12 protein-coding genes are annotated in these 11481 nt (G+C 64.7%); 4 read left to right on the top strand and 8 right to left on the bottom strand.

The genetic code is table 11. From position 1 onward, the window contains the following. Window positions 1-2: 2 nt before the first annotated feature. The 7 genes from nrdR to ACZ5TO_RS05365 all read right to left on the bottom strand — a co-directional run bounded on the left by nrdR (window position 3) and on the right by ACZ5TO_RS05365 (window position 5381). Window positions 3-482: a transcriptional regulator NrdR gene (nrdR, locus tag ACZ5TO_RS05395; protein WP_184144593.1), complete on the bottom strand. Its 480-nt coding sequence runs from the start codon at window positions 480-482 to the stop codon at window positions 3-5. Between the two features lie 69 nt (window positions 483-551). Beyond that, window positions 552-1850: a serine hydroxymethyltransferase gene (gene glyA, locus ACZ5TO_RS05390; RefSeq protein WP_184144594.1), complete on the bottom strand. Its 1299-nt coding sequence runs from the start codon at window positions 1848-1850 to the stop codon at window positions 552-554. Between the two features lie 140 nt (window positions 1851-1990). Then, window positions 1991-2299 (bottom strand): addiction module antidote protein, encoded by a 309-nt coding sequence (locus ACZ5TO_RS05385; protein WP_464799826.1) that lies wholly within the window; start codon window positions 2297-2299, stop codon window positions 1991-1993. A gap of 2 nt (window positions 2300-2301) precedes the next feature. Then, the gene (locus tag ACZ5TO_RS05380; protein ID WP_464799825.1) at window positions 2302-2598 is read right to left on the bottom strand and encodes a type II toxin-antitoxin system RelE/ParE family toxin; all 297 of its coding nucleotides are present in this window, start codon (window positions 2596-2598) and stop codon (window positions 2302-2304) included. A 106-nt stretch (window positions 2599-2704) separates the two neighbouring features. After that, window positions 2705-4030, bottom strand: a complete 1326-nt coding sequence (locus ACZ5TO_RS05375; protein WP_184144595.1) for a L,D-transpeptidase family protein — start codon at window positions 4028-4030, stop codon at window positions 2705-2707. Window positions 4031-4301: 271 nt separating this feature from the next. Then, the gene (gene ldtR / locus ACZ5TO_RS05370; protein ID WP_184144596.1) at window positions 4302-4814 is read right to left on the bottom strand and encodes a transcriptional regulator LdtR; all 513 of its coding nucleotides are present in this window, start codon (window positions 4812-4814) and stop codon (window positions 4302-4304) included. A 129-nt stretch (window positions 4815-4943) separates the two neighbouring features. Then, window positions 4944-5381 carry a DUF6163 family protein gene (locus ACZ5TO_RS05365; RefSeq protein ID WP_184144597.1) on the bottom strand — a complete coding sequence of 146 codons (438 nt, stop codon included), beginning with the start codon at window positions 5379-5381 and terminating at the stop codon, window positions 4944-4946. 153 nt (window positions 5382-5534) lie between these two features. On the opposite strand from ACZ5TO_RS05365, the gene hemB reads away from it, so the two are divergent. The 4 genes from hemB to ACZ5TO_RS05345 all read left to right on the top strand — a co-directional run bounded on the left by hemB (window position 5535) and on the right by ACZ5TO_RS05345 (window position 9004). Continuing rightward, a complete protein-coding gene (hemB, locus tag ACZ5TO_RS05360) occupies window positions 5535-6539 on the top strand; it encodes a porphobilinogen synthase (protein ID WP_464799824.1) in 1005 nt (334 codons plus the stop codon). Window positions 6540-6730: 191 nt separating this feature from the next. Next, on the top strand, window positions 6731-7195 hold the full coding sequence (locus ACZ5TO_RS05355; protein WP_184144599.1) for an RDD family protein: 465 nt from the start codon (window positions 6731-6733) through the stop codon (window positions 7193-7195). 106 nt (window positions 7196-7301) lie between these two features. After that, on the top strand, window positions 7302-8072 hold the full coding sequence (locus ACZ5TO_RS05350; RefSeq protein ID WP_464799823.1) for an arginyltransferase: 771 nt from the start codon (window positions 7302-7304) through the stop codon (window positions 8070-8072). Window positions 8073-8140: 68 nt separating this feature from the next. Continuing rightward, entirely contained in the window at window positions 8141-9004 is an 864-nt protein-coding gene (locus tag ACZ5TO_RS05345; protein ID WP_464800336.1) for a DMT family transporter, read from the top strand. Between the two features lie 217 nt (window positions 9005-9221). Here the strand turns inward: ACZ5TO_RS05345 and parC are convergent, their stop codons facing one another. Beyond that, window positions 9222-11474, bottom strand: a complete 2253-nt coding sequence (gene parC, locus ACZ5TO_RS05340) for a DNA topoisomerase IV subunit A (protein WP_464799822.1) — start codon at window positions 11472-11474, stop codon at window positions 9222-9224. Window positions 11475-11481 lie beyond the last annotated feature (7 nt).

Below are 11481 nucleotides of genomic sequence, written 5' to 3'. Positions count from 1 at the left end.
TCTCAACTATCCGCGCCCGGATCGCGGGCGATCTTGGCGGCGACTTCCGAAAGGATCTTCTCGAAGTCGTCGACATGGGAGAAGTCGCGGTAGACCGAGGCGTAGCGCACGAAGCCCACGTCATCCAGCGCCTTCAGCGCCTCCAGCACCTGGAGGCCGATTTCCTCGGAAGCGATCTCCGTCTCGCCGGAGCTTTCGAGCCGGCGGACGATCCCTGAGACCGCGCGTTCGATGCGGTCCCGGTCAACGGGCCGCTTGCGAAGCGCGATCTCGAAGGATTTCAGGAGCTTGTCGCGGTCGAAGGGGGCCTTTCGGCCCGTCTTCTTGACAACCATCAACTCGCGGAGCTGCACCCGTTCGAAGGTCGTGAACCGACCGCCGCAATCCGGGCAGATGCGCCGGCGGCGAATGGCGGCCCCGTCCTCTGCCGGACGGGAATCCTTCACCTGCGTATCTTCCGAACCGCAATAGGGGCAGCGCATCGGGCTCTCCTTGTTTCCACGCGGTTCCGGACAGAAAACCGCGCGACACTTTTCCTGGAACCGCTGCCCTTACATGTAGGGGTACATCGGGAAGCGGCCCGTCAGCGCGACGACCTTTTCCCGCACGCCCGCTTCCACGGCCGCGTTACCCTCGTCGGAGTTGGCGACCTTCAGGCCGTCGAGGACCTCGACGATCAGGTTGCCGATTTCCTTGAATTCGGCTTCCTTGAAGCCGCGGGTCGTGCCGGCCGGCGTGCCGAGGCGGACGCCCGAGGTGACGAAGGGCTTTTCGGGGTCGAACGGGATGCCGTTCTTGTTGCAGGTGATGTAGGCGCGGCCGAGGGCGGCTTCCGCACGCTTGCCGGTCGCGTTCTTCTTGCGCAGGTCCACCAGCATCAGGTGGTTGTCCGTGCCGCCCGAGACGATGTCGAGGCCGCCGGCCTTCAGCGTCTCGGCGAGCGCCTTGGCGTTCTTGACGATCTGCGCGGCGTAGTCCTTGAATTCCGGCTGCAGCGCCTCGCCGAAGGCGACGGCCTTGGCGGCGATGATGTGCATCAGCGGACCGCCCTGCAGGCCGGGGAAGACGGCCGAGTTGATCTTCTTGGCGATGTCCTCGTCGTTCGTCAGCACGACGCCGCCGCGCGGGCCGCGGAGCGACTTGTGCGTGGTGGTCGTGGCGACGTGGCAATGCGGGAACGGCGAGGGATGCTGGCCACCGGCGACGAGGCCGGCGATGTGGGCCATGTCGACCATGAGATAGGCGCCGACTTCATCGGCAATCTCGCGGAAGCGCTTCCAGTCCCAGATGCGCGAATAGGCCGTGCCGCCGGCGATGATGAGCTTCGGCTTGTTCTTGCGAGCCTTCTCGGCAACGTCGTCCATGTCGAGCAGGTGGTCGCCCTCACGCACGCCGTAGGAGACGACGTTGAACCATTTGCCGGACATGTTGACCGGCGAACCGTGCGTCAGGTGGCCGCCCGAATTGAGGTCGAGGCCCATGAAGGTGTCGCCCGGCTGGAGCAGCGCGAGGAAGACGGCCTGGTTCATCTGCGAGCCGGAGTTCGGCTGGACGTTGGCGAAGTTGACGCCGAACAGCTTCTTGGCGCGCTCGATGGCGAGCTCTTCCGCGATGTCGACGAACTGGCAGCCGCCGTAGTAGCGCTTGCCCGGATAGCCTTCGGCGTACTTGTTCGTCATGATCGAGCCCTGGGCTTCGAGCACGGCGCGCGAGACGATGTTCTCCGAGGCGATCAGCTCGATCTCATGGCGCTGGCGACCGAGTTCCTTCTGGATCGAGCCGAAAATCTCCGGATCGGTATCGGCAAGGGAACGCGTGAAGAAAACGTCGGTGGCGGAAGACTGGCTCATCCTCGAGGCTCCTTAAGGGTAGGTGGCACGGTGTTTATCGTCCTCGCATGGCAAGGGCAATATCCGCTCCACGGTTTGCGCCATTTCCGCGTGCCTTATGAGATAAAAACGACATGGCCGCTGCCGCACCCATGGCCTTCTCAGGCGGCCTCGCCCCCGTCCCGCAGCACCGGCGCGAGACCGAAGCCGAGCGCATGCATGATCTTCATCACGGTGGCGAATTCGGGATTGCCTTCGCCGCTGAGCGCCTTGTAGAGCGCCGGCCGGCTCATGCCTACATCGCGGGCCAGTTGCGCCATGTTGCGCGCCCTCGCCACGATGCCGAGGCAATGTGCGATATGGGCCGCATCGCCCTCCTCGAAGGCGGCAGCGAGGAATTCGGCGATCTCTTCTTCAGTATCGAGGCCTTGCGCCAGGTCGAACGGCTTGAACGTGATCTTCTCTTCCATCCTCATTCCTTCCATTCCCGGGCGATCCGCTTGGCCTCTTCGATGTCCCGCGGCTGGCTTGCCTTGTGCCCACCGCAGAGAAGGAGGACGACCACCGCACCGCGGCGCATGAAATACACGCGATAGCCCGGCCCATAGTCGATGCGCAGTTCGCTGATACCGTCGCCGACGGGCTTTGCATCACCCGCATGTCCTTGTTCGAGCCGTGCCAGCCGCTGGCGAATGCGGGCGCTGGCACGGTGATCGCGGAGACCACCGAACCATGTCTCGAACCGGCTGCTCGCGATTAGCGTGAACATCGCCCATATGTACTCCATGGAGTACATATCTTCAAGCGGCGACAGAATCAAAAGGCCGCACCCCCGTTGCCGAGGGCGCGGCCCGGAAAGCCGTTCTGGGGCTGCCTTATTGCGGCAGCAGGTCCTCGTCCGGGGAGCCGGCGGGCTTTTCCATGCCGTAGCCGGTCTGGAGCGCGAGTTCCGTGGCGCCGTCCATGCCGTAGATGTCGTCGCGGAACTGGACGATGCGGTCGCGGGCCGACCAGGCGGAGATATAGACGAAATAGACCGGGACCTCGACGGCCAGCTTGATCGGCGTGTTGACACGCTCGCCGATCACCTTCTCGATCTGCTGGCGCGACCAGCCGGGCGTGTCGCGCAGGAGCCAGGTCACGAGGTCGCGCACGTTCTGCACGCGCACGCAGCCGGACGATTCGAAGCGCATCAGCTTGTTGAACAGGCCCTGCTGGGGCGTGTCGTGCATGTATTCGTTGTTCTGGTTGTAGAAGTTGATCTTCGTCGAGGCCATGGCATTGATCTTGCCGGGGTCCTGGCGGAACATCAGGTTCGGCGCCTTGTCGGCGAACCAGTCCACCGTCTCCGGCGCCACTTCCTGGCCATTGCCGTCGAGAAGACGGATATTGTTGCGCGTGAGGTAGGTCGGGTCCTTGCGCATCAGCGGCACGATGTCCTTCTCGACGATCGAGCGCGGCGCGGTCCAGTAGGGATTGAGGATGACCTCGTAGATCTTGGAATTGAGGATATGCGTCGGTCGGCTGCTGCGGCCGACGACGGCGACGTGGTGCAGCGCGACGCGCCCGTCCTCCACGGCTTCGACGGAGGCGGCCGGGATGTTCACCATCACGTAGCGCTGGCCGAGATCGCCGGACATGGTCTGCAGGCGCACCAGGTTGGTGTTGAGCTGGCTGAGGCGCGTGGTGGCGGGTACGTTCATGGCCTTCAGCGTGTATTCGCCGAGCACGCCGTCCTGCGGCAGGCCGTGGCGGGCCTGGAAGCGCTTCACGGCGCCATCGACGTAGGAATCGAAGGAATCGGAAATGCCGGCCGAGCGCGCGAGGTCGCCGGAGATCATCAGGCGCTGGCGCAGCGCCTGCACGCCCGGATCGACCACGCCGATCCGCAGCTTCTGCTCGGAGCCGACCTGCGGCCAGCCGCCGGCGGAGACGATCTGCTGGTAGTCGGCGATCGCCTGCTGGATGTTCGGCACGGCGCCGGCGCCGAGGGTGGGATTGTTGGAGCTGACGGCGGCGGCGGCGCGCGAGGCCTTGGCGTCGAACTGGTCGTCCCAGTTGCCGCGGCGCGGAGCGTTGAGAATGTCGTCGAGTGTCGACTGCGCGAAGGCCTGTCCGGCCACGGCGGCAGCGCCGAAGGTTGCGGCAGAGCGCAGGAACGCGCGGCGCGAGAACACATCAATTCCGGTTTTGCGAGACATCTATCCTACCATCTCCTGAACGCCGCTATGGCGGCGCGGTGCATGCAGCACGGCGACCAAGGGGTCCTTACCCGATGCAGCTATCACGAACAGGGTTAATAAACGCAAACCGGCCCCGCCGCCCGCGCATACCTTAAGCCCAGGGTCCGGGTGTCACAGCAATATGGCCAATTCGTGTCTCGGGCCCGGGAGGCGGGGTCAGAACGCCGAAAGCCGGACGCGCAGGGAACGCGGCCGGCTTTTCTGGAGGAGGTCGGAAAAACGCCCGGGATTACAGGCGATAGAGGATGCTGTCGTTCCAGAAGCGGTCGAGGCGCTGGAGCAGCTTGTTCATCTGGCTGAACTCGCCCTCGCCGATGCCGCCGACCTTTTGGATCGAGCCGATATGGCGCTCGTAGAGGCCTGCGACCGTCTCGGCGACTTCCTGGCCGCTTTCCGTGAGCGAGATGCGGACGGAGCGGCGGTCGATGCGCGAGCGCTGGTGGTTGATGAAGCCGAGGTCGACCAGCTTCTTGACGTTGTAGGAGACGTTCGAGCCGAGATAGTAGCCGCGCGAGCGCAGTTCCCCGGCCGTCAGTTCCGAGTTGCCGATGTTGAAGAGCAGGAGCGCCTGGACGGCGTTGACGTCGGAGCGGCCGGCGCGGTCGAACTCGTCCTTGATGACGTCGAGCAGGCGGCGGTGCAGGCGTTCGACGAGGTGAAGGGATTCGAGGTACAGGTTGCGGATCGCGTCTTCCTGCGGATCGATGGCGGGAGCCGCCTGCGGCTTGATCTTGGTGTTCATGTTACTGCCTCACTGTTTCGTTTGGCGGTGTTGGTTTGTTTCCCGCCTTGAGTGAGAACCTAGCGAATGCATCTAAAATTCTACTTAAACCGCAGCCTTAACAGCGCCTTACCGGAAGGCGACCCTGTCTCAGGGTGAATCAGTCCTTACCGTGCGGGCCTGCCGGCGGCGCTGGAGGAAGAGCGCGATGCGGAAAAGGACGAAGACGGCGGCGACTGCAAGGTGCGTCACGACCAGCAGCCGGTTGATGCCGAAGATCGAGGGATAGACCTCGTGCATGGCGATCTCGGTGGCGGCCGCAAGCAGCCAGATCACCGGCCCCCAGGAGACGAGGAGCCAGAGGCCCACGGCGGCGACGGGAAAGAGCACGGCCAGCACCGTGGAGGCCGCCTTCCAGGCCGGCGGCAGGAGATCGAACCGCCCGCGCCCGTCGAAGGAGAAGCCCGTGAGCATCGCCCAGTATTGCAGGGCGAACCACAGGGACGCCACCGCCACCAGCCGCAGGAACAGCGCGAACAGCGTTTCGGTCAGGCTTGGTCTCGGGCCCTTGGCAGAATCAGCAACCATCCGGGGACAGTAAGGGCAAGGCCGGCGCGCATAAAGCCTTCAAAGCGCGTCATGCACGGCCATATGCCGCAGCGCTCCCTCCCCCACGCGATTTGATTGGCCGGCCCGGCATGGTAAGGAGGCGAAAAAACATCCATGCAAGGAAATGGCATCATGAACATCGTCGATGAGATCACCGGCCATCGCCGCATGCGGCGCAACCGGAAGGCCGACTGGACGCGCCGGCTGGTGCAGGAAAACCGCCTGACGGTGGACGACCTCATCTGGCCGGTCTTCGTTGTGCCGGGCGAAAACATCGTCGATCCGGTCGCCGCCATGCCGGGCGTCGACCGCATGAGCGTCGACAGGCTGGTGGAGGCGGCGAAGGAAGCGGCCGATCTCGGCATCCCGGCCATCGCCACCTTCCCCAATATCGACATGAACCTGCGCGACGAGACGGGCTCCAACAGTCTTGCGGCCGACAACCTCATCAACGAAGCCACGCGGGCGATCAAGAAGGCCGTGCCGAACATCGGCGTCATCACCGACGTCGCGCTCGACCCCTTCACCAGCCACGGCCATGACGGGGTGCTGCGCGGCGACGTCATCGTCAACGACGAGACGGTCGAGCTGGTGGCCAAGGCCGCCGTCCTCCAGGCCGATGCCGGCTCGGACATCATCGCCCCCTCCGAGATGATGGACGGGCGCATCGGCGCAATCCGCCATGCGCTGGACGCCGCCGGGCACCAGGACGTCGGCATCATGTCCTATGCGACGAAGTTCGCCTCCGCCTTCTACGGCCCCTATCGCGATGCCATCGGCACGGGCGGCCTGCTCAAGGGCGACAAGAAGACCTACTACATCGATCCCGCCAACGGCACCGAGGCGATGCGCGACGCCGCGCTCGACGTCGAGGAAGGGGCAGACATGATGATGGTCAAGCCCGGCCTTCCCTATCTGGACATCTGTTGGCGCATGAAGGAGGCCTTCGGCCTGCCGGTCTTCGCCTATCAGGTCTCGGGCGAATACAGCCAGATCAAGGCCGCCGCCCTCAACGGCTGGATCGACGGCGAGCGCGTCATGCTGGAAACCCTGCTCTCCTTCAAGCGCGCCGGCTGCGACGGCATCCTCACCTATTTCGCGATGGAGGTGGCGCGGCTGCTGGCGAAGAAGGGGTAAGCAGAGGGACTTACATCGCGGCACCCTCTGCGGGAAAATGGGGAAGGAAGAGCAAGCCGCCAGCCTTTCTCCCCCCTTGTGGGTGAGATGCCGGCAGGCAGAGAGGGTCTTCGTGGCCCCACACCCTCACCCGTTGTTTTCCCCTAAAACATCCCCATATGTGAGCCATGTTCCATTTCGGAGACAATGAGATGAGCGCAGACTTCAACGAGACGCGGGTTCCGACGACGGATTGGCAGGCCTATCGCGGCGTGCTGTCGCGGCGGATCTTCGCCTTTCTGATCGACTACGCCATCATCGCGCTCCTGTGGGTCCCCGCGGCCGTGGTCGTGTTCTTCCTCGGCATCCTGACCTTCGGTCTCGGCTTCTTCCTCTATCCGGCGCTCTTCGCCATCGTCGCCATGCTCTATTTCGGCCTGACGATGGGCGGACCGAGCCAGGCGAGCGCCGGCATGAACGTCATGGGCCTTGCCCTTGCGCGCGTCGACGGCCGGCCGGTCGATTTCCTGACGGCCATCGTCCACCTCGTGCTGTTCTGGATCGGCAATGCGCTGCTGACGCCGTTCATCGTGCTCATCGGCCTCTTCACGGATCGCGGCCGCCTGCTGCACGACCTCCTGCTCGGCACGGTGATGGTTCGCCGCGGCCGGTATTGAGGACCGTCAAAAGCCGCGGGCGAAATCCTCCAGTTGACCTTTTGCCGAACTGCGCCATGGTATTGGCAGAGAAACGTCATACAGCGACGGAGTCGCCCCACGGCCGATGAACACGCAGGCAACATCCTCTCCCCAGTTCTATCTCACCGCGCCGGCGGCATGTCCCTACCTGCCGCAGGAGATGGAGAGGAAGGTGTTCACCCATCTCGTGGGTGAGCGCGCGCCGGAGCTCAACGACCTCCTGACGCAGGGCGGTTTCCGCCGCTCGCAGAACATCGCCTACCGGCCGGCCTGCGAGACCTGCCGGGCCTGCATCTCCGTTCGCATCCTCGTCAACGAGTTCGAGCCGCGGCGCACCATGCGCCGCGTGCTTTCCGCCAATGCCGACCTCGTCTCGCGCGAATACCCGGCCGAGCCCTCCAGCGAGCAATATTCGCTCTTCCGCCAGTATCTCGACGCCCGCCACCAGAAGGGCGGCATGTCGGACATGTCCGTGCTCGACTATGCGATGATGGTGGAGGACACGCACGTCCACACCAAGATCATCGAGTACCGCCTGCGCGAGGAAGGCTCCGGCCTCAAGGAGCGCCCGCAGGGCGAGCTCATGGCCGTGGCGCTGACCGACCGGATGGGCGACGGCCTGTCGATGGTCTATTCCTTCTACAATCCCGACCTCGACCACCGCTCGCTCGGCACCTTCATGATCCTCGACCACATCCGCCGCGCCAGGGCGCTCGGCCTGCCGCACGTCTATCTCGGCTACTGGGTCAAGGGATCGCGCAAAATGGACTACAAAACAAAGTTTTTGCCGCAGGAGCACCTGATGCCGCGTGGCTGGGAGCGCTATGACGGGGAAACGCCTGAAACCCAGCCCTAGAATCGGTCCCCGCCTTGTCCCAGACGAACGACCCCGCCCTGCACCGCAAGGGCCTTCTCATCACCGCCATGGGCGGCCTTGCCCTTTCCTTCGATATTCCGCTGATCCGCTCCGCCGCCGGCGAGGTCTGGTCGGTGCTGGCGACCCGCAGCATCGCCACCTTCGTGACGGCCATGGTCGCCTGGTCGGTCCTGCGCTTCGTGCTGGGCAGGCGCACGGCGCTGATCCCCGGCCCGATGGGCCTCCTGATCGGCATCTTCTACGGCATCAATTCGCTGACCTTCATGCTGGCGGTGTTCAACACGACGACGGCCAACGTCGTCTTCATCCTCGCCTTCACGTCGATGTTCGCGGCGATCCTCTCCTGGGTCTTCCTCGGCGAGCGGCCCGCCAACGCCACGCTCCTCACCATGGCGGCGATGGTCGCCGGCGTGGCGCTGATCGTCCATGACGGCCTTGCGAGCGGCAACATCTTCGGCGATGCCATGGCGGCCTGTTCGGCCTTCCTGCTCGCCTCCGCCATCACGCTGAGCCGCCGCAGCGGCCTCGACATGGGCTTCGTGCCGCTCGTCACCGCCCTCGTTCCCGGCATCGCCGCGCTGTTCCTCCTGCCCGATACCGGGTTCGAGATCGCCCATCCCGGCTTCATCCTGTTCAACGGGCTCGTCATGATCCCGTTCGCCTTCTTCTGCCTGGCGACGGGCCCGCGCTACCTCTCCGCGCCGGAAGTCGGCATGTTCTACCTGCTCGAAACGGTGCTCGCGCCGATCTGGGTGTGGATCGTCTTTGCCGAGACGCCCACCACGCAAACCCTCATCGGCGGCTCCATCCTCATCCTCGCCCTCCTCGTCCACTCCCTCTGGCAGATGCGCTCGAAAGCCCGCGCCGCCCGCGAAAGCGACGCGGCGGCGGAGTTTCCGTTCACGGGATGAGGTGGTAAGCTGCGGTTCCGCCGCCAACATGAGGTGCGACCGTGACGCAGAAAGACGAAAAGCGCGATCCTCCGCCACCTGCCGCTGACGAGGATGTGGAAAGGCAACTGGCAGCGGCTCGGTTTTTCATGGAGAAGTACAAGGAAGCTCTGCGAGAACTTGCAAAGCACTAACGACGCGCTTCCTGCGCGACGTCAGTGTCCCCTATTCCGGCTGATCAGCCGCTGAACTTGCCGCTGCGCGGAAAACCCTTCGGCACGGTGCGGCCGGCGCCGGCGCGGTCGGCGAGCCATTCGGTGAGCTCGTCCTTCGTGCGCACGAAGGTGCGGCCGGCGCTGTCGTCCCAGGAAAGGCCCTCGGCCAGCGTGAAGCAGCGGATGTCGGAAACGCCGCCGTCCTTGTAGCGCTGGAGGCGCACGCCCTTGCCGCGCGACATTTCCGGAAGCTGCGCGAGCGGGAAGATCAGCATCTTGCGGTTCTCGCCGACGACGGCGACATGGTCGCCGCGCACCGGCACGACCAGCTTGGCCTCATCCGGCATCCCTACGTTCATCACCTGCTTGCCCTTGCGGGTATTGGCGACCATCTCGCTCTCGGCCACCACGAAGCCGTTGCCGGCCTGCGAGGCGACGATGACCTTGAGCGCGGGATCGTGGACGAAGGCCGTCAGCACGTCCTGGTCGTTCTCCATGTCGACCATGATGCGCAGCGGCTCGCCGTGGCCGCGCCCGCCCGGCAGCTTGTCCGCGCCGAGCGTATAGACCTTGCCGCCCGTCGTCATGACGAGCACCTTGTCCGTCGTCTGTGCCGGGAAAGCCACCTTCAGCGCGTCGCCCTCCTTGAACTGGAGGCCGGACGTGTCGGCGATATGGCCCTTCAGTGCGCGGATCCAGCCCTTTTCCGAGATGACGACCGTGATCGGCTCCTTCTCGATCATCGCCTGCTGGATGGCCTCGACATCGGCCTCGGGCGCGCTCGCGAACTGCGTGCGGCGGCGGCCGATCTCGGTCGCCTTGGCGAAGGTCTTGCGGACCTCGCCGATCTCCCAGGCGACGGTCTGCCACTGCTTCTCGTCGGAGGAAAGCAGCGCCTCGATCTCCGCCTTCTCCTTCGACAGGTTGTCGAATTCGGTGCGGATCTCGAATTCCTCGAGCTTGCGCAGCGAGCGCAGGCGCATGTTGAGGATCGCTTCGGCCTGCACGTCGGTGAGCGAGAAGGTCTCCATGAGGACGGCCTTCGGCTCGTCGTCCTCGCGGATGATGCGGATCACCTCGTCGAGGTTGAGATAGGCGACGAGGTAGCCGCCGAGGATTTCAAGCCGCCGGTCGATGGCGGCAAGGCGATGGCGCGAACGGCGCTGGAGCACTTCGCGCCGGTGGGCGAGCCATTCGACGAGAACGTCCTTGAGGCCCATGACCTTCGGCACGCGCCCCATCGAGAGCACGTTCATGTTGAGCGGAATGCGGCTTTCGAGCTCGGAGAGCTTGAAGAGCGATTCCATCAGGATCGTCGGATCGACCGTGCGGCTCTTCGGCACCAGCACGATGCGCACGTCCTCGGCCGATTCGTCCCGGATGTCCTCCAGCAGCGGCAGCTTGCGGGCGATCAGCAGCTCGGCGATCTTCTCGATCAGGCGCGACTTCTGCACCTGGTAAGGGATTTCGGTGACGACGATCTGGTAGCCGCCGCGGCCGAGGTCCTCGGTCACCCATTTCGAGCGCACGCGAAAACCGCCGCGGCCCGTCTTGTAGGCCTCGATGATGCTTTCGCGGCTGTCGATGATGATGCCGCCGGTCGGAAGGTCGGGGCCTTGCACGAATTCGACGAGCTTTTCGACATCCGCCTCCGGGTTGCGGATGAGATGGAGCGCTGCGTCGCACAGCTCATGCGCGTTGTGCGAGGGAATGGACGTCGCCATGCCGACGGCGATGCCGGAGGAACCGTTCGCCAGCAGGTTCGGGAAGGCACCCGGCAGGACGACCGGCTCCTCGTCCTCCTCGTTGTAGGTCGGACGGAAATCGACCGCGTCCTCGCCGATGCCTTCCAGCAGCAGCGAGGCGACCTCGGTCATGCGCGCCTCGGTGTATCGGTAGGCGGCCGCATTGTCGCCATCGATATTGCCGAAGTTGCCCTGCCCGTCGACGATGGGATAGCGCTGCGAGAAATCCTGCGCGAGGCGCACCAGCGCGTCGTAGACCGACTGGTCGCCGTGCGGGTGGAACTTACCGATGACGTCGCCGACGATACGCGCGCATTTCTTGAAGGAGGAATTTGACCGAAGGCCCATTTCGCTCATCGCGTGGATGATGCGGCGGTGCACCGGCTTCAGGCCGTCGCGAACGTCCGGCAGGGCGCGCTGGGTGATCGTCGACAGCGCATAGGCGAGGTAGCGCTCTTCCAGCGCCGCCTTGAGGTCGACGGGTTGAATGTGGTCGTCTCCGCCATCGGGCGGCAAAGTGTTTTGTCCCATGGGTCTT

The organism is Shinella sp. Sh6, assembly GCF_055392685.1.
The sequence above is the reverse complement of the archived record's forward strand: the minus strand, read 5'-3'. Positions and strand labels throughout refer to the sequence as shown.

Excerpts from the sequence above, each read along its gene's own strand:
- hemB (WP_464799824.1), top strand. The coding sequence starts at position 5,535 with ATGAACATCGTCGATGAGATCACCGGCCATCGCCGCATGCGGCGCAAC.
- ACZ5TO_RS05350 (WP_464799823.1), top strand. The coding sequence starts at position 7,302 with ATGAACACGCAGGCAACATCCTCTCCCCAGTTCTATCTCACCGCGCCG.
- ACZ5TO_RS05375 (WP_184144595.1), bottom strand. The coding sequence starts at position 4,030 with ATGTCTCGCAAAACCGGAATTGATGTGTTCTCGCGCCGCGCGTTCCTG.
- ACZ5TO_RS05385 (WP_464799826.1), bottom strand. The coding sequence starts at position 2,299 with ATGGAAGAGAAGATCACGTTCAAGCCGTTCGACCTGGCGCAAGGCCTC.
- ACZ5TO_RS05345 (WP_464800336.1), top strand. The coding sequence starts at position 8,141 with ATGGGCGGCCTTGCCCTTTCCTTCGATATTCCGCTGATCCGCTCCGCC.
- parC (WP_464799822.1), bottom strand. The coding sequence starts at position 11,474 with ATGGGACAAAACACTTTGCCGCCCGATGGCGGAGACGACCACATTCAA.
- ACZ5TO_RS05365 (WP_184144597.1), bottom strand. The coding sequence starts at position 5,381 with ATGGTTGCTGATTCTGCCAAGGGCCCGAGACCAAGCCTGACCGAAACG.
- nrdR (WP_184144593.1), bottom strand. The coding sequence starts at position 482 with ATGCGCTGCCCCTATTGCGGTTCGGAAGATACGCAGGTGAAGGATTCC.
- ACZ5TO_RS05355 (WP_184144599.1), top strand. The coding sequence starts at position 6,731 with ATGAGCGCAGACTTCAACGAGACGCGGGTTCCGACGACGGATTGGCAG.
- ldtR (WP_184144596.1), bottom strand. The coding sequence starts at position 4,814 with ATGAACACCAAGATCAAGCCGCAGGCGGCTCCCGCCATCGATCCGCAG.
- glyA (WP_184144594.1), bottom strand. The coding sequence starts at position 1,850 with ATGAGCCAGTCTTCCGCCACCGACGTTTTCTTCACGCGTTCCCTTGCC.
- ACZ5TO_RS05380 (WP_464799825.1), bottom strand. The coding sequence starts at position 2,598 with ATGTTCACGCTAATCGCGAGCAGCCGGTTCGAGACATGGTTCGGTGGT.